This is a genomic window from Rhodococcus sp. BUPNP1 (assembly GCF_002215235.1).
In the GTDB taxonomy this organism is placed as follows: Bacteria; Actinomycetota; Actinomycetes; order Mycobacteriales; family Mycobacteriaceae; genus Rhodococcus.
The window spans coordinates 84532-109596 of the sequence record NZ_NERM01000001.1; the positions used below are offsets into that span (position 1 = coordinate 84532).

Annotated in this window: 25 protein-coding genes; 11 read left to right on the plus strand and 14 right to left on the minus strand. The window is 68.3% G+C overall.

Annotated elements, in window-relative coordinates:
- Positions 1-42 precede the first annotated feature (42 nt).
- Positions 43-1122 carry a redox-regulated ATPase YchF gene (gene ychF / locus B9C99_RS00305; protein WP_088896608.1) on the plus strand — a complete coding sequence of 360 codons (1080 nt, stop codon included), beginning with the start codon at positions 43-45 and terminating at the stop codon, positions 1120-1122.
- 151 nt (positions 1123-1273) lie between these two features.
- Here ychF and B9C99_RS00310 read toward each other — a convergent pair whose 3' ends face one another.
- The gene (locus B9C99_RS00310; RefSeq protein ID WP_088896609.1) at positions 1274-2053 is read right to left on the minus strand and encodes an alpha/beta hydrolase; all 780 of its coding nucleotides are present in this window, start codon (positions 2051-2053) and stop codon (positions 1274-1276) included.
- 55 nt (positions 2054-2108) lie between these two features.
- On the opposite strand from B9C99_RS00310, the gene B9C99_RS00315 reads away from it, so the two are divergent.
- On the plus strand, positions 2109-3872 hold the full coding sequence (locus B9C99_RS00315; RefSeq protein WP_088896610.1) for a GNAT family N-acetyltransferase: 1764 nt from the start codon (positions 2109-2111) through the stop codon (positions 3870-3872).
- Between the two features lie 25 nt (positions 3873-3897).
- Here the strand turns inward: B9C99_RS00315 and B9C99_RS00320 are convergent, their stop codons facing one another.
- From B9C99_RS00320 to B9C99_RS00330, 3 genes are all read right to left on the minus strand, one after another.
- Complete coding sequence (locus tag B9C99_RS00320; RefSeq protein ID WP_016693930.1) at positions 3898-5073, minus strand: NAD(P)/FAD-dependent oxidoreductase; 1176 nt, start codon at positions 5071-5073, stop codon at positions 3898-3900.
- 114 nt (positions 5074-5187) lie between these two features.
- On the minus strand, positions 5188-6813 hold the full coding sequence (locus B9C99_RS00325; RefSeq protein ID WP_088896611.1) for a LuxR family transcriptional regulator: 1626 nt from the start codon (positions 6811-6813) through the stop codon (positions 5188-5190).
- A gap of 87 nt (positions 6814-6900) precedes the next feature.
- Positions 6901-7458 (minus strand): TetR/AcrR family transcriptional regulator, encoded by a 558-nt coding sequence (locus B9C99_RS00330; protein ID WP_088896612.1) that lies wholly within the window; start codon positions 7456-7458, stop codon positions 6901-6903.
- 130 nt (positions 7459-7588) lie between these two features.
- On the opposite strand from B9C99_RS00330, the gene B9C99_RS00335 reads away from it, so the two are divergent.
- Positions 7589-8629 (plus strand): hypothetical protein, encoded by a 1041-nt coding sequence (locus B9C99_RS00335; protein ID WP_088896613.1) that lies wholly within the window; start codon positions 7589-7591, stop codon positions 8627-8629.
- Here the strand turns inward: B9C99_RS00335 and B9C99_RS00340 are convergent.
- From B9C99_RS00340 to B9C99_RS00360, 5 genes are all read right to left on the minus strand, one after another.
- Positions 8626-9105 (minus strand): ATP-binding protein, encoded by a 480-nt coding sequence (locus tag B9C99_RS00340; protein WP_253249916.1) that lies wholly within the window; start codon positions 9103-9105, stop codon positions 8626-8628. The genes B9C99_RS00335 and B9C99_RS00340 overlap by 4 nt on opposite strands.
- Before the next feature lie 43 nt (positions 9106-9148).
- Positions 9149-9598 (minus strand): hypothetical protein, encoded by a 450-nt coding sequence (locus B9C99_RS00345; RefSeq protein ID WP_367301592.1) that lies wholly within the window; start codon positions 9596-9598, stop codon positions 9149-9151.
- The gene (locus B9C99_RS00350; RefSeq protein WP_088896615.1) at positions 9595-10383 is read right to left on the minus strand and encodes a hypothetical protein; all 789 of its coding nucleotides are present in this window, start codon (positions 10381-10383) and stop codon (positions 9595-9597) included. The genes B9C99_RS00345 and B9C99_RS00350 overlap by 4 nt, the downstream gene beginning before the upstream one ends.
- Before the next feature lie 74 nt (positions 10384-10457).
- Positions 10458-11432: a pseudouridine synthase gene (locus B9C99_RS00355; protein WP_088896616.1), complete on the minus strand. Its 975-nt coding sequence runs from the start codon at positions 11430-11432 to the stop codon at positions 10458-10460.
- Between the two features lie 71 nt (positions 11433-11503).
- Complete coding sequence (locus B9C99_RS00360; RefSeq protein WP_143543528.1) at positions 11504-11785, minus strand: hypothetical protein; 282 nt, start codon at positions 11783-11785, stop codon at positions 11504-11506.
- A 125-nt stretch (positions 11786-11910) separates the two neighbouring features.
- Here B9C99_RS00360 and B9C99_RS00365 point away from each other — a divergent pair, with 125 nt between their 5' ends.
- Positions 11911-13182 carry an MFS transporter gene (locus B9C99_RS00365; protein ID WP_088896618.1) on the plus strand — a complete coding sequence of 424 codons (1272 nt, stop codon included), beginning with the start codon at positions 11911-11913 and terminating at the stop codon, positions 13180-13182.
- A gap of 16 nt (positions 13183-13198) precedes the next feature.
- Here B9C99_RS00365 and B9C99_RS00370 read toward each other — a convergent pair whose 3' ends face one another.
- Together B9C99_RS00370 and B9C99_RS00375 are read right to left on the minus strand one after the other, a co-directional pair.
- On the minus strand, positions 13199-14113 hold the full coding sequence (locus B9C99_RS00370) for a hypothetical protein (RefSeq protein WP_143543529.1): 915 nt from the start codon (positions 14111-14113) through the stop codon (positions 13199-13201).
- Positions 14114-14194: 81 nt separating this feature from the next.
- On the minus strand, positions 14195-14461 hold the full coding sequence (locus B9C99_RS00375) for a helix-turn-helix domain-containing protein (RefSeq protein WP_088896620.1): 267 nt from the start codon (positions 14459-14461) through the stop codon (positions 14195-14197).
- Positions 14462-14553: 92 nt separating this feature from the next.
- On the opposite strand from B9C99_RS00375, the gene map reads away from it, so the two are divergent.
- Positions 14554-15333 (plus strand): type I methionyl aminopeptidase, encoded by a 780-nt coding sequence (gene map / locus B9C99_RS00380; RefSeq protein ID WP_026061509.1) that lies wholly within the window; start codon positions 14554-14556, stop codon positions 15331-15333.
- 25 nt (positions 15334-15358) lie between these two features.
- On the opposite strand, the gene B9C99_RS00385 is transcribed toward map, so the two are convergent.
- The gene (locus B9C99_RS00385; protein WP_088896621.1) at positions 15359-16795 is read right to left on the minus strand and encodes a hypothetical protein; all 1437 of its coding nucleotides are present in this window, start codon (positions 16793-16795) and stop codon (positions 15359-15361) included.
- Positions 16796-16981: 186 nt separating this feature from the next.
- Between B9C99_RS00385 and B9C99_RS00390 the strand changes: the two genes are divergently transcribed.
- The 3 genes from B9C99_RS00390 to B9C99_RS00400 all read left to right on the plus strand — a co-directional run bounded on the left by B9C99_RS00390 (position 16982) and on the right by B9C99_RS00400 (position 19157).
- Positions 16982-17272: an FmdB family zinc ribbon protein gene (locus B9C99_RS00390; RefSeq protein ID WP_026061508.1), complete on the plus strand. Its 291-nt coding sequence runs from the start codon at positions 16982-16984 to the stop codon at positions 17270-17272.
- 56 nt (positions 17273-17328) lie between these two features.
- Complete coding sequence (fmdA, locus tag B9C99_RS00395; RefSeq protein ID WP_088896622.1) at positions 17329-18582, plus strand: formamidase; 1254 nt, start codon at positions 17329-17331, stop codon at positions 18580-18582.
- 86 nt (positions 18583-18668) lie between these two features.
- Positions 18669-19157, plus strand: coding sequence for an FBP domain-containing protein (locus B9C99_RS00400; protein WP_016693916.1), 489 nt, complete (start codon positions 18669-18671; stop codon positions 19155-19157).
- An 18-nt stretch (positions 19158-19175) separates the two neighbouring features.
- Here B9C99_RS00400 and B9C99_RS00405 read toward each other — a convergent pair whose 3' ends face one another.
- The gene (locus B9C99_RS00405) at positions 19176-19760 is read right to left on the minus strand and encodes a helix-turn-helix domain-containing protein (RefSeq protein ID WP_016693915.1); all 585 of its coding nucleotides are present in this window, start codon (positions 19758-19760) and stop codon (positions 19176-19178) included.
- A 48-nt stretch (positions 19761-19808) separates the two neighbouring features.
- Here B9C99_RS00405 and B9C99_RS00410 point away from each other — a divergent pair, with 48 nt between their 5' ends.
- On the plus strand, positions 19809-20663 hold the full coding sequence (locus tag B9C99_RS00410; protein WP_088896623.1) for a trans-aconitate 2-methyltransferase: 855 nt from the start codon (positions 19809-19811) through the stop codon (positions 20661-20663).
- On the plus strand, positions 20660-21637 hold the full coding sequence (locus B9C99_RS00415; RefSeq protein ID WP_088896624.1) for an NAD(P)/FAD-dependent oxidoreductase: 978 nt from the start codon (positions 20660-20662) through the stop codon (positions 21635-21637). The genes B9C99_RS00410 and B9C99_RS00415 overlap by 4 nt, the downstream gene beginning before the upstream one ends.
- A gap of 64 nt (positions 21638-21701) precedes the next feature.
- On the opposite strand, the gene B9C99_RS00420 is transcribed toward B9C99_RS00415, so the two are convergent.
- Complete coding sequence (locus B9C99_RS00420) at positions 21702-23159, minus strand: benzaldehyde dehydrogenase (RefSeq protein WP_016693912.1); 1458 nt, start codon at positions 23157-23159, stop codon at positions 21702-21704.
- A 198-nt stretch (positions 23160-23357) separates the two neighbouring features.
- Here B9C99_RS00420 and B9C99_RS00425 point away from each other — a divergent pair, with 198 nt between their 5' ends.
- Positions 23358-25061 carry a sodium:proton antiporter gene (locus B9C99_RS00425; RefSeq protein ID WP_088896625.1) on the plus strand — a complete coding sequence of 568 codons (1704 nt, stop codon included), beginning with the start codon at positions 23358-23360 and terminating at the stop codon, positions 25059-25061.
- Positions 25062-25065: the final 4 nt, after the last annotated feature.

Consider the following 25065-nt stretch of genomic DNA (forward strand, 5'->3'; position numbering starts at 1 on the left):
GGGTGAAATGAGCGGCAGGCGGCCGCGTAGAATATCGATCCCGTGAGCCTTACCCTCGGAATCGTCGGTCTTCCCAACGTCGGCAAGTCGACGCTGTTCAATGCGCTGACCAAGAACGATGTGCTGGCAGCGAACTATCCGTTCGCCACCATCGAGCCGAATGTCGGCGTCGTCGAACTGCCCGATCCGCGGCTGAACCGGCTCGCCGAGATCTTCGGTTCCGAGCGCATTCTCCCGGCCACGGTGTCGTTCGTCGACATCGCCGGCATCGTCAAGGGCGCCTCCGCCGGCGAGGGCATGGGCAACAAGTTCCTCGCCAACATCCGCGAGGCCGACGCCATCTGCCAGGTCGTTCGCGTGTTCGACGATCCCGACGTGGTCCACGTCGAGGGCAAGGTCGACCCGATGGCCGACATCGAGGTCATCGCGACCGAGCTGATCCTCGCCGACCTGGAGACGATCGAGCGGGCACTGCCGCGGCTCGAGAAGGAGTCCCGGAAGAACAAGGAACTCGTCGCTCAGCTGGAGGAGACGAAGAAGGCGCAGGCGATCCTCGAGGACGGCCGCACCATCTTCTCCGCCCAGGCCGAGGTGAATGGCGAGCTGCTGCGCGACCTGCATCTGCTCACCGCCAAGCCGTTCCTGTACGTCTTCAACGCCGACGAGGCCGTCCTCACCAACGAGGAGCGCAAGGAGGAGCTGCGCAAGGCCGTCGCACCGGCCGACGCCGTCTTCCTCGACGCCAAGGTCGAGTCCGAGCTCCTCGAGCTCGACGAGGACGAGGCGATGGAGCTGCTCGAATCCATCGGTCAGACCGAGGCCGGTCTGAAGCAGCTCGCGCGCGCCGGTTTCCACACCCTCGGTCTGCAGACCTACCTGACGGCGGGTCCGAAGGAATCGCGTGCCTGGACCATCCGCAAGGGCGACACCGCCCCCAAGGCGGCCGGCGTGATCCACACCGACTTCGAGCGCGGCTTCATCAAGGCCGAGATCGTCTCGTTCGCCGACCTCGACGCGGCCGGTTCGATGGCCGAGGCGAAGGCCAAGGGCAAGGTCCGTATGGAGGGCAAGGACTACGTCATGGCCGACGGCGACGTGGTGGAGTTCCGCTTCAACGTCTGACGAGACGACGCGGTTCGCAAGGCGACCGCTGCCCCGACTCGATCGCATTTTGGTGTTCTCGACCCCGTATATCGAGGTCGGGAACACCGAAATCGTTTCGGCACTCCCCATTCCGTAGCCGCGGTCGGAACTGCCCGGCATGCCGACGGAATCAACCGTGCCGGGCGACGTCCTCGCAGAGGATGCTCGGCCACTGTGCGAGATCGGCCGGGGTGTAGGCGATCTCCAGCTTCGCGTGGGGGAGCAGACCCACCAGCGCCTCCGCTGTGGACACCGGGTGGGCGGGGTCGTCGATCCATGCCAGCACCGTCACCGGAATGTCGATGCCGGTCACGGCCTCCGGATCGGGCAGGTCGCTCAGTGCGGCGCCCCGGAACAGCGACGGCAGCAGGTCCTCGGTGACGTCGGGGACTGTGTCGGGCGCGTCGACGGTGGCCGGTGGGCGGGGTGCATTCAGATCGCGCGTGAGGAACGCCGCCAGTCCCTGCTGCTCGATGAGATCGGCGGCGGCCCGGTACTCGGCGGCCTTGGCGGCGCGGGTGGCCCAGGCGGTCGCCGGCACCAGCAGCGTGAGGCTGCTGAACCGCTCCGGATCCTTCACAGCCGCGTGCAACAGGGTCCCGGTGCCCATCGACGGCCCGACCCCGTGGACCCGCTCGCCGGGGAAGTAGTGGTCGAGCAGCCGCAGCAGGTCGTCGGCGAGCACCGGCCAGCGGTAGTCCTCCGGCACCGCACGCCCGGTCGAGTGGCCGTGCCCCCGCGCGTCGTAGCGCAGCAGCCGGGTGCCGCTGAGCCCGCGGCCCAGGTCGAGGTCCATAAGGCGGTCGCGGTGGCGGCTCGAGGTCAGTCCGTGGAGCTGGACGACGGGGTGGCCACCCTCGTCGCTCAGCTCCACGTCGAGTTCGGCCCCCGGCACACTGAAGGTCGGCACGTGGTCTCCCGATGTCGGAAAGCGGTTGCTGGGGAAGGCGCCTAGGATACCCGGCATGCGGCTGACAAATGTGGCGCACCTGCGCCTGCCGTTCGGCCGACTGCTCGGTTACGACGTGACCGTCGCGGGGCTCGGCCGGGCGCTTCCTGTGTCGTTCGACCAGCGGCGGCACGTCGGCGCGGGTGATCGTCCCGGCTCGTGGATGGCTCTGTCCTTCCGTCTGTTCGAGCCGGTGTCGTCCGACGATCTCGCGACCGCGTGGCTGGCGGTGATCGCGCGGCACGGCACCCTGCGCTCGGTGTTCACCCACGGCGACGACGGGGAGCCGCGCCTGCACGAGGCCGAGATTCGCCCGGGCGGCTGGGTCGAACATCCGATCGGTCCCGGTCAGGCCGTCAACGACGCTCTGCGGGACGTCCTCGACAGCGCATGTTCGCCCTACAACCGGCCGTCGCACCGGCTGTGCGTGCTCGAGACCGCCACGGAACCGACCGTCGTGGTCGCCGCCGATCACTCGCACGTCGACATGTGGTCCATGCTGGTGATCGCCCGCGACCTGCTCGCCGCCCTCGCCGCCGTGCGTGCGGGACGGGAACCGTCCCTGCCGTCGACACCGGCCTTCGCGGAACACACCCGGGCACTGCAGGACCGCGCGGCCGCACCTGCCGAGGTCCACGAGCGCTGGGCCGAGGTGCTCGCCGCCAGCGGCGACGTGATGCCGCGCTTCCCGCTCTCCCTCGGAGTGGCGAGCCTCCAACGCGAACGTGTGGAGGTGCGCGACGTGCTCGACGTCGACGACAGCGCCGCCTTCTCCGCTCAGGCCAAGGACGACGGGGTGTCCACCCTCGCGCTGGTGGTCGCGGCCATGACCGAGGTGACCCTCGAACTGGCCGGATCCCCGTTGCGGGCGGTGTTCCCGGTGCACAGCCGGTACGACGCCACCTGGCACGACTCCGTCGGCTGGTTCATCACCAATTCGGTGCTCGAATCGTCCGTCCCCGAACCTCGTGCGGCCGCGGACGCGGTCAAGGAGGCGGTCCGGCTCGGATCCTGGCCGCTCGAGGACATCCTGTGCCCGTGGGGTGGGATGCCGGAGGCCCCGGGCATGTTCGCGATCTCCTGGCTGGACCTGCGCCGGCTTCCCGTCCGGGTCGACGCCACCGGCGTCGAGGCGCAGTACGTCGGCGCGACCATCCGCACCGACGGGGTGATGCTGTGGTTCATCCTCGACGAGTCGGGTCTGCACCTGCGGTGCCGCTATCCCGACACCGTCGAGGCGCGACGGCACGTCGGTGGCTGGCTGGACCTGCTCATCGCCCGCTTGCAGGCCCGCGCCCGCGAATCGGTCGGCGGGCAGATCCGGTTGGGCGACAGGAGCTATCGGGTGCAACGTGCCGGCCGATTCGACGTACCGGCGATCGTCGGTTTGCTCTCCGACGACGAGCAGGCCGCCTGCGACGGTGCGGAACTCGCCCGGTACGAAGAGGCGTACGACGCCGTCGCCCGCGACCCCTCGCACTATCTCGCGGTGGTGCGCGACGAGGTCGGCCGGATTGTCGGCACGATGCAGTTGACGATCGTGCCGGGTCTGTTCCGTGGTGGTGCCACCCGCCTGCTCGTCGAAGGAATTCGGGTCGCCTCGTCCGAACGTTCCCGCGGCATCGGCACGGCCATGCTCGAGTGGGCCCACGATCACGGCCGGAACCGGGGTGCCACGCTCGCACAGATCGCCGTAGACCCTGCCGACGAGCAGGCCCGGGCGTTCGGCGCGCGGCTCGGTTACGGCTGCACCCACGCCGGATTCGAGCGGTCGCTCTGACATCGGCCGGCTCGAGGGCCGAGGACTACGTCATGGCCGACGGCGACGTGGTGGAGTTCCGCTTCGACATGTAGCGCGTCGTGTGCCGATCCGGATCCGTTCCGGCGGACGTGGGTGCGCCGCGCGCGACGAGGTGACGGACGACGTACTCCGCGTCCGCGCCGGCCCCGCCGACGAGCATCGACCGGAACGACGACTGGAAGCACAGACCGGTGAAGTACAAGCCGGGCACCGAGGGGACCACGCCGCGTTCCTCGCGCGGCCAGCCATCCGTGTCGAACACCGGTAGGTCGATCCAGTCGTAGTTCTGGCGGAATCCGGTGCACCACACAATATTCGCCACGTCGAGAATCCGGCCGTCGGACAGTACGGGACGGAGTTCGGTCACCCCGGTCACCCGCTCGGTGATCCGGGTGACGCCGCGCGCGGCCAGCTCCTGCCGGCGGATCCGCAGCAGCGGCGCGCCATGGCGCCGTTCGTCCTCGCGAGCACGTCGTCCCAACGGAGTGCGCACGGACAGCACATGGCCCCACACGAACCACAGGACCGGGAACAACACGCGCATGGCGGGACTGTCCACGCGCACCGGCAACTGCCCGGTGTCGCGTCCGCACAGGATCGTCGGATGGGACGCCGCCAGCTCGTAGGCGATCTCACTGCCGGAATGGGAGGCCCCCACCACGAGTACCGGACCGTCACGCAACTGCGACGGATCGTGATACTCGCTCGAATGCAGCTGGACGATGCCGGGATCCAGTTCGGAGGCGAAGCTGGGGACGTGTGGGGTTCGACCGAACGTGCCCGTGGCCACGACGACGTTGTTCGCCTCGATCCGCGTGTCGCCGCAGTCGAGGACGAACCGGTCGCCGTCGCGGGAGAGGCGACGCACCCGGGTGCTGCCGAGCACGGGCAGATCGAACCGGGAGGCGTAGGACTCGAGATAGTCGGCGAGCTCGTCCTTGGTGGGGGAGCGGTGCGGGTCGCCCGGGAACGGCATGCCGGGCAGGCCGTCGTAGCCGGCGGGACTGTACAGGCGTAGCGAGTCCCAGTGGCAGCGCCAGTTGTCGCCGACGCGTCGGTTCGTGTCGACGACGAGGAACGGACGGCCGCGTCGGGCCAGATGGTAGCCGGCGGACAGGCCTGCCTGACCTGCGCCGACGATGACGGTGTCGATCTGGCGGGGTGTGCTGTGGACGGTCATGACGACTCCCCGAGGTGAGGGAACTACACCGACGACGTTAGGCACTGCCGCCCCTCTGTCGCGTCGGGAGGAGTGTGCAATCGAAGGTGGGAGCGTATGGGCAGTTCTACCCAGTCAGAGCAGACGATGCTCGTACGCATAGGCCGTCGCCGCTGCTCGTGAGGACACGTCGAGCTTGGTGAATATGTTGCTCAGGTGCCGGGCCACCGTCTTCTCACTGATGACGAACTCGTGCGCGATGGCACGATTCGTCTTGCCGGTAGCAACGGCGCGTAACACCTGGACCTCCCGGGGGGTCAGTCCGCTCGGTGCGTTCGCGAGCTCGGGAACGCGGAGCTCACGCAGATCCGGCAACGCGTGCAGACCGTGGAATACCGCTGCTGCCGAGTCGAATTCGAACCGGGCGTCATCGTCGTCACCGAGTGCGGCACAGCATCGACCCTGCAGCACCCGCACCCGGGCGCGCTCGTAGGGTGCACCGAGGTCACGCCAGCGCCTGCCGGATCGCCGCAGCCGTTCGAGGGCGCCGCAGGGGTCACCTTCGGCGAGCAGGACCGCGCCCTGCGCGTGGTCGGCCATCGCTGCCAGTGCCGGGGCGTCCTGCGTCCGGGTCAGCGCCTCGATCTCGTCGGCGCTGCGTCGCGCGGCGGCGACGTCCCCGGTGGCGAGCGCGATCTCCGTGTGGGCCGCGAGCATCCGTGGCCGGTCGAGATTCGAGGCTTCGCCGAGACCCCGGAGGATCCCGGCGACCGCTGCGGTGGTGTCACCCTGCCTCAGACGCAGCAACGCCATACCCGGCTGCACTTCCTGCCCGTACATGCCCGCTGAGCGGTAGGCGGCTTCCGCCTCGGCGAACTCGCCGCGCAGACGGTGCAGTTCGCCCTGCTCGTACAGGGCCATTCCCATCGCGGGCTGGCCGGGTGGATCCGACAGTCGCTGCAGCGCGAGACGGGCGAGGTCCATGGCCTGGGACCAGTCACCCTCGAGTTGCAGCATCTGGGCGCGATGGACGAGGCACTGTCCCCGGAAGGGAACGAGGCCGGACTGATCATCACACCAACGGCCGAGGGCCTGCGTCCACTCCTTCGCCCGCTGCAGATGATATGTGCCGTAACAGGTCTCGATGACCGCGCAGTACACCAGTCCGGAGACGACGGGCGAGACCTCGCCCAGGCCGACGGAGACGAGTACCTCGTCGAGTGTCCGCAGCCCGCCCTCGACGTCGCCGAGCATGACGCGGCACTGTCCGATACCCAGCGAGCCGAGAGCGAGGAGGTCGGCGTCGTGGCAGGCCCGTCCGATGCGCTGAGCCTCGGTGAAGATCGGCAATGCCTCGGTCGGCCGGTTCGCGTACATCTCCTGTACTGCTCCGGGGATCATCAGGAAGCCGCTGGTCGCGCAGTCCGATCGGTCGGCGACACCCGACTGTCGGGCTCGCTCCAGCCAACCGCCGGCCCGTGCCACTTCACCGCGTCCCATCAGCAGGAAACACAGCCAGAAAGCGCTGATACCCGCGCTCTCGGTTTCGCCGGCTTCGAGATGTGCGGCGAAGGCGCGCTCGTACAGCGCGACGCTGTCGTCGTCGTGTCCCGTGAGGTATGCGGCTCGGGCGAACAGATCGAGGTCGCCCGCGGACAGGGCGGTGAGTGTGTCGGCGCTGCGGAATCCGTCCAGGGCGCGCGGCCACTCGCGCGCGCGGAACGCTGCCCGCGCGTGGTCCAGGACCGTCGACCTGCCCATGTCCGCTCCCGCGATCGAGCGTCGCCGACACCGGCTGATTGTGATCCTACGCCCGCGGATACGCAGGAACGCCGATGTGCACGCGGCTCACGACGGTCGCATACCCGCCAGAACGATCGACACCAATCGCGGAACGAGATCCGGGGTCGCCGCGCGGATCGCCTCGGGTAGGGGGCGGGTGATCAGGCCGATCGCCAGGACCAGGTCCAGTGCGTGGAGGTCGGGACGCACGATGCCCGCGGCCCGCACCGCGTCGAGCAGTTCCTCGACCCCGGCGAGCGTCTGCGCCTGGGCGTCGCGCACCGATCCGGAGATCTCGTCGGTCACGAACTCGGCGAGGGTCGCCGAGAGCGCACCGAGGCCGAGTTCGACCAGCCGTTGTACATAGCCCACCCACGCGTCCTCGGGTGACGAGCCGACCCGCTCCAGGGCCTCGGTGCCCGCTGCGCGCATGTCGCCGAGGATCGCCAGCGCGACCTCGTCGGCCAGCGCGGCCCGGGACTCGAAGTTCCGGTAGAGGGTGGCGATGCCGACTCCGGCTGCTTCCGCGACCGTCTCGAGTGCCACGTCGCTGCCGTGGGCTGCGAACAGGCGACGCGCCTCCTGGACGATCAGCTGACGACGCTTCGCGGCATCGGCACGCATCGGTTCCCTTCCTTCCGGACCGGGCTGTGAGGAACTTCGCTTGACATGTCCATCCTAACCGGAGGATTATTCTCCGATGCAAGTGGAGGAAAATCATCCACTTAACGATGGTTCGGACAAGGAAGACGCGATGGCAGACGCCGCTACGACGACAGTTCCCGACGCGAGTGACTCCACCGCGCGCAAGCCTCACGCCGCGTTGGCGCTGTTGGGAATGACGTGCGGGCTCGGGGTGATCCTGGTGCTCATGCTGTTGGTCTTCATCATGCCGTCGCTGAAGAGCGGACCGCACGATCTGCAGGTCGGCATCGTCGGAACATCCACGGCAGCAGATCGGTTCGAGACCTCGCTCGCGACGGCGGCCCCCGACGCCTACACCTCGCAGCGCTTCGCCTCCGAGCAGGAACTGCGCGACGCCATCCACGACCGCGACGTCATCGGCGGGTTCGTCGTCGACGAGTCGGGCATCCGCACGCTGGTCGCCGGCGCCGGCTCGACCGCCATCTCCGGTTCGCTCGCCGGCACCGCGCAGGCGGTCGGTGGAGCGATCGGGGCCGACGTGACCGTCGAGGACGTCGTCCCGCTGCCGGAATCCGACCCTACCGGTGTCGGCATCGGTGGCCTCGCCTTCCCGCTCGTCTTCGGTGGCATCGTCCCGGTCGTCGCATTCCGGAAGATCCTGCCGCGCAGCGACGGCTGGTACCTGACCGGCCTGCTCGTCTTCGCCGCCGTCGGTGGCATCGTCGTCGCGTCCATCCTCACCTTCGCCTTCGGAAGCATCGAATCGACCTTCTGGCCGGTCGCGGGATCCATGGCCCTCGGCATTGCCGCCCTGGCACTTCCGCTGGCCGGACTCCAGAAGGCCTTCGGCGCCAAGGGGTTCACCATCGGTGCGATGGCCATGATGTTCCTCGGCAATCCGCTGGCCGGTATCGCGACGACATCGGCATGGCTGCCGTCGGGACTCGGCACCTTCGGCCAGATCCTGCCCCCGGGTGCTGCCGGCACCCTCGTGCGCTCGGCCGCATACTTCGATGGCGCAGGCGGACTCGTCGCGCTCTCGACTCTCGTCACGTGGATCGTCGTGGGAGTGCTGCTCTACGCGGTCGGCATGCGCCGTGCGGTGGGTGAGGAAGCGGCAGAGCGTCCTTCCGCGCAGGTCTCGGCCTAGCGGACCACGTCGAGCGGTCCCTCCTCGGGCGTCGGCGGCTCGAACCGCTCGAAGTACTCCGTCGCCGTCCGCTCGGTCAGCGGCCAATCGTCCGCCCACCGCCCGTGCCGGTCGCCGACCCGGCTCAGGATGGTCGCGAGATGTGTCGCGATGTACACGGTCTCCGGCACGATGCCCTGCGGTGCGAGCAGTGCGCGGAACTCGTCACGTTGTCGCCGGAACCAGAATCCGAAGTCGAGCACGACATCGTTCCCGGCCGTGACATGGCGAAGCAAGCGCGCTTTCAGATCTGCCGATACTTCGGCCACCACGTCGGCGGAGGGCATGGTCGTGATCCCGCGATTCCAGAACTCCACCTCGTACGACAGACGCAACCACCCCTCGCGCTCCAGGCGCTTGGCGTAGGTGGTCTTGCCGGCACCGGCCGGGCCGCACATCATCACGACGCGAGCCACTCGGGTCCTCTTGGCTGCCACCGGGCCGACGGTACACACCGCCGCCGACATCGAGATCGGGGTGTCAGGGCACGAAGAATGTCGTGAAGCCCGGAGTCATGGGTGGCCCCGGAAGGGGATGGAGTACGAGTGCGACCTGTCCGATCCCCGTTGCCAGGACGGCTTCCGGTGGGAAACCGTTCAATCCGTCCGACATTCGCGCAGTACCGGATGCCCCGGTCGTCAGGTTCAACCAGTCGATCCGGGCGTAGATCAGGCAGCCCCAGCCCTCCGGCTTGTTCCCTGTAATCGTCACGCCTCCTTCCGTCTCACCGATCCGGACGGCGCACCGGACGGGCGGCACATCGAAGCTTCCGTTCGGATTGCCGTAGGAGGCGGGGTCGATCCGGAACGGGACGGTGACGACCTCGGCCGACGCGACCCCCGGCACTGCGAGAACCGAGGTGGCGACCGCCAGAAGGAACGCGCCGACGATTCCGACGAGACGAGCCTCCACTCGGCGCAGCCGCGTCACGTGGAGGCCTTCTCGGTCTTCCGTGAGAGTCTGCCGATCACCGCGCTGCCGATGATGCCGACGACGATCATGCCGATGCCGACCGCATCCGGTATCGAGTCGGTGACCCACCCGAAGATGCCCGCGACCAGCACGAACGTCGGTATCCAGTCGATCAGCTCCAGGAGCGACGGGGCGGGTTCGGACTCGCCCTGCGACGCCGCGAACTTCGCTCCGGCGTAGTCCGGATAGAACTCGGTGAAGGAGACCGCGAAGAAGATCGCCGCGAGCTGGAGCACCCAGCCGGTCCAGAAGTTGCCCGGGTCGCGCATCACGGCGTCACCGATGAACCCGATGATGGCGGAGAAGGTGAACGCACCGGCCCAGACCGCGGAGATCACGTAGTTGATCTTCATGAACAGGGGAGACGTCCAGTACTCCTGGGGCGTGTCCTCTTTCGCGTAGGGGAGTGTGAACGGCCTGCGCGCGATCAGGGTGGCGACGACGAACACCGCGAGCGCGATGTTCGTGAGTTCACCCGCCCAGATCTCCATCCAGTCGATGACACCGTCCGACGCGATGAGGCCCACCGCGGCCAGCACGACGAAGAACGCCGCGCCGAACACGTCGAGGGCGTGTATCTTGATGCCGCGTCGCGCGCCCACCCACATCGTCAGCAGGACGAGGCCGAGAGCGAAACACACCGCTTCCTCGAACCGTCCGGGGGCCGACAGGACGGACATGAGGATCCACGGTGCGATGCCCGACAGTGGCGACCGGAGGTAACCGTCGACGACCTTGGTCATGCCTACCAGCGTATTTCGTGAAGCCGGGCATGTCGGAGTTTTCGGAGGATCGACCAGGATCCGCTCGGGCGCACTCAGTCCTGCGTGGTCGGTGCTTCGGCCAGGCTGCGCCGGGTGGAAAAGCGACGCTCGTCCCCCGACAAGGGGTCGACGAATTCGAGTTCCCGCGCGAGCAATTGGAGGGGAAGCGAATGGTCGTCCGGCGTCTCGGGCAGCAGGACGGGATACCAGTGGTCGCCGAGGATCCCGATACCGAGCGCCGCCAGATGCACGCGCAGCTGATGCATCCGACCCGTGTGCGGGCGCAACAGAGTGTGCAGGACGGCCCGTCCCGACCCGCTCACCCCGGATCCGAGCACCTCGATCAGCGTCTCGGAGTTGGGTTCGCGGGTGTCGTCGACGACCACGCGCAACTCACCGCGCCGCGCCTCGATGTGATTGCGGTACAGCACGGGGACCGGACGTCCGGCGATCTCCGGCGCTGCCGGATCCCATTCCGCCGGCAGTGCGGACACCGCCTCGTACACCTTGGTGACCTTCCGCTTCTCGAACAGCGACTGGTAGGCACCGCGCGTTTCGGGCCGGGCCGAGAACATCACCAACCCGGCGGTCGCCCGGTCGAGCCGGTGGATCGGTGTCAGATCCGGGTTGTCGAGACGGGTCCGCAGCCGGACCAGTGCCGATTCGCGCAGGTAGCGCCCGCCCGGAGTCGTCGGAAGAAAATGCGGTTTATCGACCACGACGAGGTCGTCGTCGATATGCAGGATCTCCTCGTGGAACGGCACCGGTTCCTCGACGGGCAGATCGCGGTAGTACCAGACGAACCGGTGCGCTCCGAGCACCGTGCTACGGCCGATCGGTTCTCCGTCGATCCCCACGATCTCGCCGGCGTCGAAGCGGCGATAGAGATCGTCGGGGTCGAGATGGTCGAAGCGTGCGACGACGTACTCGGCGACCGTCGACCACGGACCGGAGGTCGGAACACGCAGTCGCGTGGCCCCGACCCCGTTCCTGACGGGCAACGGTGAGGGCATCGGCACGGGCACCATCCTCCCATCGGCCGCGACGTGAGCTGCGCCTCGGTGATGGGCGACTGTGCGATCGGAGAGCGACGGCGCGATCAGAGCTTGTCGAGATCCACGGGCGGATAGTTGCCGTAGATGCCGTGGTCGAATCCCTGCAGGTAGCTGTGATGCTGGGCTGCGGCGTTGTGCGTCAGCTCCTGGGAGCGTGCGGCGTCCCGGGCGCGTGCCTCGCGCTGCTGTTCGAGCAGGTACTTCAGAACGAACCAGGCGACGGCTCCGACGACCGCGATCACCAGGATGCCGAGCAGGACCTTCCAATAGGAGACGACGAAACCGATCACGAGCAGGAGGGCGAAGAACCCCAGGAACTCCCTCATCACGTCCTCTCCGGAGAAGCGGGTGCCGCTTTCGTCTGTTTCGCCGACTGTATCGCCGCGGACCGACACCCCGTTTCGCCGATGCTCGTCGGGGACGGTCGGCACCGTTCTGCCACCATGTCCGCATGACTGCACCGGCCCGGCTCGGCATCCCGACCGGCACGCTCGCGCTGCTTGCCGCTCTGTACTTCGCGCAGGGCCTGCCGTACGGGTTCTTCACCCAGGCGCTTCCGGTGGTGCTCCGCGAGTCGGGCTTCTCGCTGATCGCGATCAGCGCGACGGGTGTGCTGTTCGCGCCGTGGGCGCTGAAGTTCCTGTGGGCGCCGTACGTCGACCACTACGGAACGCGGCGGCAGTGGCTGCTCTCGCTCCAGCTCGCGGCGTCGGCGGTGTCGTTGATCCTGGCGTGCCTCGATCTGTCGTCGACGCTGCGGTGGTTGCTCGTCGGCATCGCGGTGGTCAACGCCCTCTCGGCCACACAGGACGTCGCGACGGACGGTCTGGCCGTGGAACTGCTCGGACCGACACAGCGCGGGCTGGGGAACGGTATCCAGGTCGGCGCGTACCGCATCGGGATGATCGTCGGTGGGGGAGCGCTGCTGTGGGTGTTCTCTCTCGCGGGCTGGCGCAGCCTGTTCCTCGCGATGGCGTTCCTGCTGGTGCTGACGACGATCCCGGTGTGGCGACTGCCGCGCACGGAGCGAGCGGCCACGCCGGATCGGGAGCCGAGAAGCGCGACCCGCATGACGGTCGCGTGGTGGGCGCGTCTGCGCCGCCCCGGCATGCTCGCGTTCATCCTGCTCATCGGGGGCTTCAAGTTCGGTGACTCGATGGGGTCGGCGATGGTGGGCCCGTTCATGTCCGACTCCGGACTCACCCTCGGGCAGATCGCGGTGGTCAAGGGCGTGCTGTCCTCGGCAGGCGCTCTCGGCGGCGCCGCGCTCGGCGGGTGGCTGTGCTTCCGTCGCGGTCGCCGGCAGGCCCTGCTGATCGGTGGCGTCACCCAGACGGCGAGCCTCGCCTTGTACGTCGTCGCGTCGCTCGGCTACGGCGGGTTCGGGCTCATCGTCTCCGCGAGCCTGGCCGAACACATCCTCGGCGGTGCCGCGACGGTCGCGGTGTTCACGCTCATGATGGACGCCGCGGACAGGGACCACGCCGGCAGCGACTACACCCTGCTCGCGTGCGCGATCGTCGTCGTGCAGGGCATCGCGGGATTCACCGCCGGTGTGGTCGGAGACGTCTTCGGTTATCCCGCGCTGTTCGGCACGAGCCTGGTGTTGTCGGGAATCGGATGTGCCGTCCTGTTGCTCGCGCTCGATCGGGGCATCGGACCGAGCGGGGTGCACGGTGTGTGGCGGAGCGGCGCGGGTCAGGCGGTCTCGCGTCCCCGGTGATCACGGGTACTGCCGATCACCGCGACCAGTACTGCAGCATCGGCTCCTCGGCGAGCACCGTCGACCCCTCGGAGATGACGAGGGCACTCGACGAGATGCTGTACTGCACACCGGCGTTCGTGGCGGTGAAACCGTCGCCCGAGGGCACGGGATCGTCGATCTCGATCGCCGCCCCGTCGTTCGTACGGACGCCCTTGTAGTAGTACCGCCCGGCCCCGGTCTCGCACACCACGACGAGTGAGTCGGCCGTCTGTCCGATGGTGACAGCGGGATTCGTGTGGTTGCACCGCGCCTCGGGGATGCCGACGAAACCCTGGGGGTCGGTGTCCTCGGAGGCCGACACGGGCGGAAGTGGACGTGCGGGTCCGGTCGCGGGCGCGGGATTGCCGGTCGCCGTGAGTTCGAGGTCCTCGATCCGCAGGGCCACGTCGCCCGGAAGCACAGTGACGTAGCTGTTGCCCTGCACGATGCTGTTGGCCGTGATGCACTCGAAGTCGCCGGTCAGGCACGACAGCCGCTCCCAGTAACCACCGAGCGAATCCGTCGGGCGTAGCGCGTATTCGCCGGGTGCGATGTCCACCCCGACCTTCAGGGTGCCGTTGGCCGGGAAGCCGCTCGGAGCGGCGGACCGACTCGCCTGTGCTCGCGGGGCGGGCGGATCCGCTTCCGCTCGTGGGGCAGCAGACGGCGACGCGGTGACCGTCACGGTCGACGGGGACGGACTCGCGGCGACGGCGCTCTCCGATCCCGGATCGGATGAGCGGGTCAGGACGACGACCAGAGCGGCGACCGCGGCGACGACGGCGACGAGCAGGGCACCGCCCACGAGCCACGGCCACTTCGGTCGTCGCGGCGGGGTCGGGGTGGGCCAGGGTGGCGGGGGAGCGCCGTAGCCGTAGCCGTATCCGTCCGGCGGAGGCTGCATCGACATCGGGGTCCCTTCGCTGTCGCGGTGGTGTGCCTCCTGATATCGCTGCCGATGTCTCCCGCTGTTACGTCACGCGGGGCGGGGCTATCCGGTGCGCTGCAGGTCGGTGCAGGGAAGGGCCAGTTCGGCGAGATCGTCGAGGGAGACGCGCAGCACCCGTGCGAGGGCGGCGATCGTTGCGAAGGCCGGCGTCGCCAGTCGTCCGGTCTCGATCTTCCGAAGGGTCTCCGGCGAGATGTCGGCGGCCCGGGCCACCTCGGTGAGCGTCCTGCTGCCTCGGGCTTCGCGCAGCCGTCCGCCCAGGCGTTTGCCGGCGGCCAGCTGTTCCGGGGTCAGGGGGAGTCGCACCATGACCCGCAGTCTAGCCGTGTCGGTATGAAAATACCGATCACCGCGTTAGGGTGGTATTTAAATACCGTTATGTGATCCTGAGGAGTACCCCCGTGCTGGAACTGAAGACCCCCGGTGAGATCGCGGCAATGGACGTCACCGGCACGTTCATCGCCGAACTGCTCGACGACCTGACGGGCCGCGCCCGGCCCGGCGTGAACCTGCTCGATCTCGAACAGCGCGCACGGGACATGATCGAGGAACGCGGCGCAGTCTCGTGCTACTGGGACTACGCGCCGTCGTTCGGGAGCGGACCGTTCCGCAACGTCATCTGCCTGTCCGTCAACGACGCAGTGCTGCACGGACTCCCGCACGACTACGTGCTCCGGGACGGCGACCTGCTCAGCATGGACATCGCCGTCTCGATCGACGGCTGGGTCGCCGATTCGGCGCGCAGCATCATCGTCGGCGCGGAGCGTCCCGAGGACCGGCATCTCGTCGAGGCGACCGAGGTGGCGCTGGCCGCGGGTATCGCCGCCGCGCTCCCCGGCAATCGCCTGGGCGACATCTCTGCAGCGATCGGCGCCGTCGCCGCCGAGTACGGCTACCCCGTCAACACCGAATTCGGCGGTCACGGACTCGGTCGCACCATGCACGAGGATCCGCACGTGGCGAACGCCGGACGCAAGGGCCGCGGACTCGTGCTGCGTCCCGGCCTGACCCTCGCCCTCGAGCCGTGGTTCGCGGCGGGGACGGACAAGATCGTCTACGACCCGGACGGCTGGACCATCCGCTCCGCCGACGGCTCGCGTACCGCGCACAGCGAACACACGATCGCGATCACCGAGGGTGAACCGCTGGTGCTGACGAAGCGGGAGCGTGTCACGGAATGATCCGACCCCGTCGCGGATCGGGTGATCAGGTGAGATCGATCCGGTAGATCCCGTCGGATTCGCTGTCCGCGAAGTACAACGACTGCCCGTCGGATGTCGTCGCGAGACCCGTCACTCCGGACCTGCCCGTCTCGAAGACGCGGCGCGGGGTGCCGTCCCACGCGAACTCGAGAATGCGACCGGATGAGTGGTCGGAGACGAACCACGAATCGTCGCCGGCAGCAAGACCGGCCGGGCGGCCGATCACATCCGGAGCGGTGACGTCCTCGCGGGTCGCTTCCCACACATAGGAATACTCGGACAGGGTCTCCATCGGCCGGATCCAGCGGTCGCCCGCTCCCGCGATGGCCTCGTGGTTGCCGCGACGTTCGACCCACGCTGCCACCGTCTCGGGATCGTCGCCGTCGCCGGGGCCGTTCTCGATGTGGCTCCAGTCGATGACGCCGGGTCCCTGTTCACCGTGGCCGGCGGGCGAGTCGTTCCAGTTGTCGACCATCAGCTCGTATCGGCCACTGTCGGGTCGGAAGCGCCGGACGACCCCTGCCCCGGTATCGGAGTAGTACACCCAGCCGTCGTGGAGGAACATGCCGCTGGGCACGCCGTCCACCCGCTCGTACGGTAGATCCACGTATCGCGTTGTCACGGCATCCCCGTGAAAGCCGTTGCCCTCCTGGTGATCGCGGTTGAAATCGACACGCGCCACGTGTCCGGGTCCGCGACATGTGTTCGTGTCGTCGCGCGCCCCACACCCGTCCAGGACGAAGTAGGCATTGGCGTGGTCGTGGGTGATGCCGGTGCTCAGCGGGTTGCCGTGGAGCATGTCGAGATGGCTGCCCTGGCGGGGCCAGACGCAGCGAGCGGTCGAATCCGACCAGTACTCGGCCGGGCATTGATGCCTGGGAACATCGTCCGGCGGATCGTGACTGATGCCCGGTTGGGGCCAGTCGTCGAGATACTGCTTGTTCTGCCCGGCAAGCGCGAACGTCTCTGCGGAGAACAAGGTCGGACCCATGAAATTGTTCCCCTTGAAATGCGAATTCCGCTCGGGGTTGAGGACGAACTCGATATCGCGGACCTCGTTGTTGGAATTGTTCGAGACCGCGAAGAAATCTCCGTCCTCGTCGAATGCGATACCCGACGGGCGAGCGGTGAAATGCTCTCCGTAGCCGTCTCGCAGCTGCCGGGCCGACCCGGGTTCGGCGAGGTCGACCACGGTCAGGGAATCGTTTCCGGAATTGGTCACCCACAGCTCGGACGTTCCCGGGCGCACCGTGAGCGAATGCGGGGCATCGAAGATGTCTCCGGCGGCGACGGACTCGACACGGACCGTGTCGGGTTCGTTCGACGACCCGGCGGTGGAGCATCCGGCCGCGAGAAGGAGGGCGGCTGCCGGAATCGCGCCGATCGCGGCGCGGGTGCGGCGGGATCTCGAACAGCCGTCGTCGGATCGAATGGTTCTCACGCGTACCTCCGCCGAATGATGGATCGACGCGTGTTGCCCCGAACCTCGAACCCGGCAATTCTGACATGAGCCGACTTCTGTCGCCGGTTTCCGCCCGCATTCGTTCCCCGCGACGTTCGGTGTCGGCCCGCGAATTGCCGTTCGGTCCGTTATGGTCGGTGCACCGACGGGCGAAAGGCGATGCCGATGCCGCTGTACGAGTTCCGATGTGCCGACTGCGGGCCGTTCGACGTCTCCCTTCCGATGAGCGAGGTCTCCTCGTCGACGCCGTGCCCGCAGTGTGCGCAGCAGGCTCGTCGTTCGCTCACCGCGCCTCGTCTCGGCCGGGGCGGTTCGGCGGCGATGCGTCTGCACGACGCGACGGCGCGGACCGCGTCCGAACCCGACGTCGTCTCGGGCGCCCTGCCGGGAGCGTCGAGGCGTCCGTCCCGGCCGGTTTCCACCGATCCCCGGCACCGCTCGTTACCCCGCCCCTGACCGACACCGTCCCCGATCGTCACAGTCCCTGATCCGTCACCGCTGCAGGAGGTCCCGTGCCCGACGTCGTGTTCCCCCTCGATTCGACCCGCCGGTTCACCGATCAGGAGAAGATCGGCCACAACCGGTGGCACCCCGACATCCCGCCCGTCGCGACGCTGAAACCGGGGGATTCCTTCCGCGTGCACTGCCGCGAATGGTTCGACGGCGAGATCCACAACGACGATTCCGCCGACGACATCCGCAATGCCCCGCTGCACATCGTGCACGCGTTGTCGGGACCGTTCGCGGTGGAAGGGGCGAAGCCCGGCGACCTGCTGATCGTCGACATCCTCGACATCGGCCCGATCCCGCAGGAGGACTCGGGTCCGCTCGCCGGACAGGGCTGGGGTTACACCGGCATCTTCGCGAAGACGAACGGCGGGGGATTCCTCACCGACCAGTTCCCCGACGCCTACAAGGCGATCTGGGACTTCTCCGGGCAGAAGGCGACGAGCCGCCACGTGCCCCACGTGTCGTTCACCGGCATCGTGCATCCCGGCCTGATGGGGACGGCGCCGTCGCACGAACTGCTGTCGACGTGGAACACCCGGGAAGCCGCGCTGATCGCGACGGATCCCGACCGTGAACCGGCGCTGGCGCTGCCGCCCGAGCCGAACGGCGCGATTCTCGGCAGCCTGTCGGGCGCCGATTTCGACCGGGTCGCGGCCGAAGCGGCACGCACCGCTCCGCCGCGGGAGAACGGCGGCAACCAGGACATCAAGAACCTCACGAAGGGAAGCCGGATCTTCTATCCGGTCTTCGTCGACGGTGCGAATCTCTCGGTCGGCGACCTGCACTTCTCCCAGGGTGACGGCGAGATCACCTTCTGCGGCGCCATCGAGATGGGCGGGTTCATCGACCTGCGCGTCGACCTGATCCCCGGAGGTATGGAGACCTACGGGGTGAGCGAGAACGCCATCTTCATGCCGGGCAACACCGACCCGCAGTACTCCGAGTGGCTCGCGTTCTCCGGCACGTCCGTGACACTCGACGGCGAGCAGCGGTATCTGGATTCGCAATTGGCGTACCAGCGGGCGTGTCTGCACGCCATCGACTACCTGACGAAATTCGGCTACAGCCCCGAGCAGGCGTATCTCCTGCTCGGGGCTGCACCCATCGAGGGACGCTTGTCGGGTGTCGTGGACATCCCGAATTCGTGTGCCACGGTGTACCTTCCGACGGCGATCTTCGACTTCCCGGTCGCGCCCACCGCATCCGGTCCGGTGACGATCGATCCGGGTATCGGCGCGCCGCGTTCGCCGGCGTGAGCACCGCGAAAATCGTTTGTCCGGTGTGAGTGGGGCGCGTACCGTCCTCGGGTCGGTACATACGCGAACGAAAGGTGGTTCCGGCCATGGACCCGCTCACCGAACGGGACATTCGAACATCCTTCGTCAACTGCTCCAAGGGTGATGCGAAGCGGCTTCCGGTGCCGCGCGATCTCGACGACCGGCCGTGGGACGAACTCGACTTCCTCGGCTGGACCGACCCGTCGTTCCCCGGACGCGGCTACATCGTCGTCCCTCGCGACGGCGAACTCGTCGGTGTCGCCATGCGGTTCGAACAGCAGGGCTCGGGCAAGACGCAGATGTGCACCATCTGCCTCACCACCCACACCCGGGGTGGCATCGCGCTGATGACGGCGAACAAGGTCGGCGATGCGGGTCGAGCGGGCAACGCGGTCGGAACGTACATGTGCATCGACCTGCAGTGTTCGCTGTACGCACGCGGCAAGAAGAAGCCCGCACTGGGAAGCCGCTACCGCGAGGACCTCGAGCCGGAGGAGAAGGCCGAACGCGTCCGCGAGAATCTCCGGGCGTTCGTCGACCGCCTGTACGCCTGATCGATGAACCCGGCGGCTTCAGCGCGATCCGGGGTTGCGCAGGTGCGCACGCTCCCCGTTGTGATCGAGGATCGTGAGGATCTCCACCGGCCCGTCGTGCGCGCTGATCGCGTGCGGTGTCATCGTCGAGAACTCGGCGGCGTTGCCCTCCTGGATGAGGATCGTCCGCTCGCCGAGCTGGAGCCGGGCCGTGCCGGTCAGGACGGTGAACCATTCGTGCCCCGGGTGCACCGGGAGCGTGTCGGCCGGCACCGGCTCCTGCGTCGTGATCCGCATCTTGGCGATGGTGACGCCGCCCAGTGATCGTTCCCGCGACAACAGCCAGGTCGTGTACCCGGGGGTGTCGCACGGCTGGGGTCTGATCACCACGTCCTGGTCCTCGCCGGATTCGACGAGCTGGTCGATCGTGGTGTCGAGTGCCCGCGCGATGGGGACGAGCTGGTCGAGTGCGATCCTGCGACGACCCGTCTCGATGCGGCTCAGGTTCGACGGGCTGATGTGGCACCGGGCTGCGAGAGCGTCGAGGGTCCACCCCTGCGCGAGTCGCAGGCTGCGGATGCGCTGGCGGATGAGTTGGTCCAGATCGGACGATTCTTGCTCCATAGGCAAGAGTGTATGCCGAAACTGGATGACGCGTTCTAGCGTGGAGTCATGCACCACCACGCCCATCACGGACACCACGCCGTACACGACCACGCGCACGACGAGTCGATGGCCGAGGTCCTCGACCTCGACGCCGCGATGCACCGGCCTTATTTCGAGTCGTTGCTCGACCGGGTCGCCGGACAACTCGACCGGGAGCCTCGCACCATCGTCGACATCGGCGCGGGGACGGGCACGGGAACCCTCGCCCTGGCCCGCCGGTTCCCCGACGCGCAACTCGTCGCCCTCGACCGATCCGCCGGGATGCTCGAACGACTCCGGAACACCGCCGAGCACACCGGGTTCGGCGATCGGATCCGGACCGTCGAAGTGGATCTCGATGCAGGACTTCCGGCCGTCGGTGCGATCGACCTCGCCTGGGCGGCACTGTCCCTGCACCACATCGAGGATCCGGACGCGACGCTCCGGCAACTCGCCGAGGCGATGGCACCCGGGGGGACGGTGGTCGTCACCGAGATGGAGTCGCAACCACGATTCCTGCCCGACGACATCGGTATCGGTACGCCGGGACTCGAAGCGAGATGCCACGAGGCCGCAGCGTCCCGAGGGTGGAACAGGTGGCCCGACTGGAGCGACAACCTGCGTCGCGCCGGATTCGGGATGGTCGAGATGCGCCGCGACGAACTCGGTGCCGACGTCGACGACACCGCGCGCCGATACGCCCACGCGGTGCTGAGCCGGATGCGGACCGGCCTCGACAACGCCGTGTCCGACGAGGATCTCGACACGCTCGATCGGCTCGTCGGCGACGGCCCCGAGTCGGTGCTGCACCGGGCAGATCTGGTGGTGCGTGGATCCCGAACCGTGTGGATCGCACAGGCAATCAAGGAGGAGAACCGATGAACACCCAGGAGAATCCCACGCAGGACGGTTACGACGTCGTCGTGATCGGCGGCGGCTCGGCCGGACTGAGTGCCGCCACCGCGCTGGCACGCTCGCGCCGCTCGGTGCTCGTCGTCGACGCCGGTGAACCGCGCAACGCCCCTGCCTCGGCCGCGCACAATGTGCTCGGGCACGAAGGCATCGCGCCGACCGAACTGCTGGCTCTCGGTCGGAAGGAGGCCGCCGGATACGGCGCCGAGATCCTGTCCGCACGAGCAGAATCCGCTCGTCGCAGCGACACGGGATTCGAGATCGGTCTCTCCGGCGGCACCACCGTGCAGGCACGTCGACTGATCCTCGCGACGGGCCTGGTCGACGAGCTGCCCGACCTGCCCGGAGTCCGCGAACTGTGGGGCAAGTCTGTCCTGCACTGCCCCTACTGCCACGGCTGGGAGGTCCGGGACCGGCGCATCGGCGTGATCTCCTCGGGGCCGATGAGCGTGCACCAGACCCTGTTGTTCCGTCAGCTCAGCGACGACGTCACCTTCTTCACCCACTCGGCGCCCGCCCCGGAGAGCGAGGCCCGCGACCAGCTCGAGGCACGCGACGTGCGGATCGTCGACGGCGCCGTCGCGGAACTGCGAGCGGACGGCGACGAGGTCCGTGCCGTGGTGCTCGAGGACGGCACCGAGGTCGATGTCGACGCCGTGGTGGTCGCACCGCGTTTCGTCGCCCGCGCCGACCTGTACGAGCAGCTCGGCGGAACGGTCACCGACCATCCCGTGGGCACCTTCATCGAGACCGACCCGACGGGGAAGACCGCTCTGCCCGGCGTGTGGGCGGCGGGCAACTCCGCCGACCTCTCCGCGGTGGTCGTGGTCGCTGCCGGGGCCGGCGTGATGACAGGGGCGGCCGTGAACGCCGACCTCATCGCGGAGGAAACGGCTGCGGCGGTGGAGGAACGAGCCGCCCGCGGACTCACCTTCGCCGAATAGCCTTGTCAGGCATACGAGAACGGCCGGGCGAGCGCATGCTCGCCCGGCCGATTCGCGATCTGCGTCAGAACGGGTAGGGCGCGATGTCGGGACGTACCGTGACCCACTGGGTCTCGGTGAACGCCTCGATGTTCGCGGCCGGACCGCCGAAGCGGGAACCGGTACCGGATGCCCCGACCCCACCGAAGGGAGCGTTGGCCTCGTCGGCAACGGTCATCTCGTTGATGTGGATCTTGCCCGAGTGGATCCGGTCGGCGATCTTCATCGCCTGCCCCACATCGCCGACGATGCTCACCGACAGGCCGTACTCGGACGCATTGGCCAGTTCGACGGCCTCGTCCGCGTCGGAGAACTTCAGCACCGGTGCGACGGGACCGAAGATCTCCTGGCCCCAGGCGGGCATCTCGGTGGTCAGATCGGTCAGGACGGTGGGCCGGTAGAACAACCCCTCGTGCGTGCCGCCGGCAGCGAGAGTGCCACCCGCGGCCACGGTGTCCTGCACGATCGTGTCGATGTTCGCCAGTTGACGCTCGTCGATGATCGGGCCCAGGTGCACCGGGCCGCCCGCGGGATCGCCCACGACGAGCGCATCCGCCTTCGCGGCGAGGGCTCGCACGTAGTCGTCGTGGACGGATTCGTGCACCAGATGCCGGCCGGTGGTCATGCAGATCTGGCCCTGGTGGAAGAACGATCCCATCGCTCCGACACCGGCAGCGAGGTCGACGTCGGCGCCGGGGAGCACGATCATCGCGTTGTTGCCGCCGAGTTCGAGGTGGGTGCGCTTGAGATGCTCCGCGCCGGCCTTGCCGACGTGGCGTCCGGCGGCGGTGGATCCGGTGAACGAGACCACCCGCACCTCGGGAGCGTCGACGGTCGCGGCGCCGACGTCACCGCCACCGGGCAGCACCTGCAGCACACCGGCGGGAAGCCCGGCCTCCTCGAAGATCCGGGCCACGGCGACACCGCCGATGACGCTGGTCCGCGGATCCGGCTTGAGCAGCACCGCATTGCCGAGAGCGAGCGCCGGGGCGACCGAGCGCATCGCGAGCAGCAACGGGAAGTTGAACGGGGCGATCACCGAGACGACGCCGGCGGGCAGGCGGCGCGCGATGGACCAGTGACCGTTGTCCGACGGCAGGTACTCACCGTGCGGGTGGGTGGGCAGCGCCGACGCCTCGAAGCACTCGGTGGCGGAACCGAACACCTCCATCGCGGCCTTGTCCGGGATGGACCCGGCCTCCCGGAGTCCCCAGCCGATGAGTTCGTCGGCGTGCTCGCGGAACTTCTCGCCGGCGCGGCGGAGGATCTCCGCACGCTCGGACGGTGCGGTGGCGGCCCAGGACTTCTGCGCGGCGGCAGCAGCGCGGGCGGCGGCGTAGACGTCGTCCGGGTCGGCCAGACCGATCTCGGCGATCTGTTCCCCGGTCGAGGGGTTGGTGACCTTCGTGGTGCCGCCGTTGCCGGGGCGCCAGCCGTCGAGATGGATCTTTCCCGTCCACAGGGCTTCGTCGAGCAAGGCCATAGGGTTCTCCTCAGCATGGTCGTCGCCGTCCCGCGCGCGCGTGGGACACCGATGTGTCCCACGAGTCTGGGAGCGATGACGACCCGGAGGATCGACCTTCTCATTGAACGAGAAAGCCCGAGATATACGCCCGACCGCGACGAACCCCACTCGAGCCGGTCCACGGTCGACGGGTCGTGAGCGAGCACAATGATCCGAATGAATCTGGTTCTCATGGCAGTGGTCGGCATCGCCGGCATCGTGAGCGTCGCGGCGTTCTCGCAACGCCTCGGAGTAGCGGCGCCGCTCGGTCTGGTGGTGGTCGGGGCGGTGCTCAGCTTCGTCCCGGGTGTCCCCGATGTGGAGATCGAGCCGGAACTGGTTCTCACCGTCATCCTTCCGCCCCTGTTGTACTCGGCCGCGCTGAGCATGCCGGCCCAGGACTTCCGCCGGAACTTCAAGGCCATCAGCGGACTCGCGGTACTCCTCGTCGTCGTGACCACGGCGGGTGCGGGAGTGCTGTTCCACCTGCTCATCCCGGATCTCGGATGGGCCGCGTGCTTCGCGCTGGGCGCCGTCGTCAGCCCCACCGATGCCGTCGCGGCCACCTCCGTGGGCCGCCGGCTCGGTCTGCCGTCACGCCTGCTCACCGTGCTCGAGGGCGAAGGTCTCGTCAACGACGCGTCGGCGCTGGTCCTGCTGCGCTCGGCGATCGCCGCGATGGCAGGAGCGGTCTCGCTGTGGCAGGTCGCCGGGGACTTCTTCTACTCGGTCGTGGTCGCCACGGTCATCGGCATCGTCGTCGGGCTCGTCAACGTCCGCATCCGAGGTCTGTTCCAGGACGCGGTGTTCAACACCGCCGCGTCGTTCATCCTGCCGTTCGTCGCCTTCGTACCCGCGGAGGAACTCGGTGCCTCCGGCGTGCTGGCAGTGGTCGTCGCCGGGGTCGTCACGGGACATCTCGGCCCGAAATACCTGCGCGCCGCGGACCGCGTCGCGGAGGAGGTCAACTGGCGGACCGTCGCCTTCCTGCTCGAATCGGCGATCTTCCTGCTCATGGGTCTGAGCCTCGAACATCTCCTCGACGAGGTCGACGAGGCGAGACTGTCGACCACGGAGGGGTTGCTCATCGGACTCGTCGCCAGCGCGTTCGTCATCGCGGTGCGTATGTTCTTCGTCGTCCCGCTCGTCGCCGTCCTCAAACGGGACGAGCGGAAAGCGGCGGAAGCGCTCCCGGTGCTCGAACAGCGCCGCGAGAGGATCGCGCAGCGCTTCGCCGACGCCGACGTTCCCTCCCGCCGGAGGGCATATATCGGACGACGGTTCGACCGTGCCACTGCCGACGCGGACTTCCTCGTCACGGAGAAACTGGGATGGCGCGGCGGGGTGGTGCTCGCATGGTCCGGGATGCGTGGGGCCATCACACTGGCAGCGGCCCAGTCGCTCCCCAGCGACACACCCTTCCGCGCCGAACTGATCCTCATCGCCTTCGTCGTCGCCATGACCACACTGCTGCTGCAGGGTCTGACACTGCCGGCGGTGATCCGGCTCGTGAAGATCCCGGCCGACGACCAGGAACGCCTCCGGACCGAATACGGCACGCTGCTCGCCGAGCTGGCCGACGCGGGGGAGAAGGAGCTCACCGGGTCGTCGTCCGGAGTCGATCCGCAGACCGTGGAGCGGGTCCGGGCGGACAGCCTGATCGGCGTGCGGGACGAACGCGGCGCGTCGTCGCCGGATCCGGACCACGACGAACGGCGCGAGCAGTACATCCGGCTGCGGTTGCTCACCATCGCGGCCGAACGTGGGGCTCTGCTCGAGGCCCGGGCGCGTGGTACCTACAGTTCGCAGACGCTCGGTGCGGCCCAGCGCCGCCTCGACCTCGAGGAGACCCGATTGCAGGCGCTGAGCGAACAGCCCTGACGGT

Excerpts from the sequence above, each read along its gene's own strand:
- B9C99_RS00360 (WP_143543528.1), bottom strand. The coding sequence starts at position 11,785 with ATGAGGGAGTTCCTGGGGTTCTTCGCCCTCCTGCTCGTGATCGGTTTC.
- B9C99_RS00370 (WP_143543529.1), bottom strand. The coding sequence starts at position 14,113 with ATGTCGATGCAGCCTCCGCCGGACGGATACGGCTACGGCTACGGCGCT.
- B9C99_RS00390 (WP_026061508.1), top strand. The coding sequence starts at position 16,982 with ATGCCGCTGTACGAGTTCCGATGTGCCGACTGCGGGCCGTTCGACGTC.
- B9C99_RS00425 (WP_088896625.1), top strand. The coding sequence starts at position 23,358 with ATGAATCTGGTTCTCATGGCAGTGGTCGGCATCGCCGGCATCGTGAGC.
- B9C99_RS00410 (WP_088896623.1), top strand. The coding sequence starts at position 19,809 with ATGCACCACCACGCCCATCACGGACACCACGCCGTACACGACCACGCG.
- B9C99_RS00335 (WP_088896613.1), top strand. The coding sequence starts at position 7,589 with ATGGCAGACGCCGCTACGACGACAGTTCCCGACGCGAGTGACTCCACC.
- B9C99_RS00330 (WP_088896612.1), bottom strand. The coding sequence starts at position 7,458 with ATGCGTGCCGATGCCGCGAAGCGTCGTCAGCTGATCGTCCAGGAGGCG.
- B9C99_RS00405 (WP_016693915.1), bottom strand. The coding sequence starts at position 19,760 with ATGGAGCAAGAATCGTCCGATCTGGACCAACTCATCCGCCAGCGCATC.
- B9C99_RS00420 (WP_016693912.1), bottom strand. The coding sequence starts at position 23,159 with ATGGCCTTGCTCGACGAAGCCCTGTGGACGGGAAAGATCCATCTCGAC.
- B9C99_RS00315 (WP_088896610.1), top strand. The coding sequence starts at position 2,109 with ATGCGGCTGACAAATGTGGCGCACCTGCGCCTGCCGTTCGGCCGACTG.
- B9C99_RS00365 (WP_088896618.1), top strand. The coding sequence starts at position 11,911 with ATGACTGCACCGGCCCGGCTCGGCATCCCGACCGGCACGCTCGCGCTG.
- B9C99_RS00325 (WP_088896611.1), bottom strand. The coding sequence starts at position 6,813 with ATGGGCAGGTCGACGGTCCTGGACCACGCGCGGGCAGCGTTCCGCGCG.
- B9C99_RS00350 (WP_088896615.1), bottom strand. The coding sequence starts at position 10,383 with ATGACCAAGGTCGTCGACGGTTACCTCCGGTCGCCACTGTCGGGCATC.
- B9C99_RS00375 (WP_088896620.1), bottom strand. The coding sequence starts at position 14,461 with ATGGTGCGACTCCCCCTGACCCCGGAACAGCTGGCCGCCGGCAAACGC.
- B9C99_RS00415 (WP_088896624.1), top strand. The coding sequence starts at position 20,660 with ATGAACACCCAGGAGAATCCCACGCAGGACGGTTACGACGTCGTCGTG.
- B9C99_RS00400 (WP_016693916.1), top strand. The coding sequence starts at position 18,669 with ATGGACCCGCTCACCGAACGGGACATTCGAACATCCTTCGTCAACTGC.
- B9C99_RS00320 (WP_016693930.1), bottom strand. The coding sequence starts at position 5,073 with ATGACCGTCCACAGCACACCCCGCCAGATCGACACCGTCATCGTCGGC.
- B9C99_RS00355 (WP_088896616.1), bottom strand. The coding sequence starts at position 11,432 with ATGGTGCCCGTGCCGATGCCCTCACCGTTGCCCGTCAGGAACGGGGTC.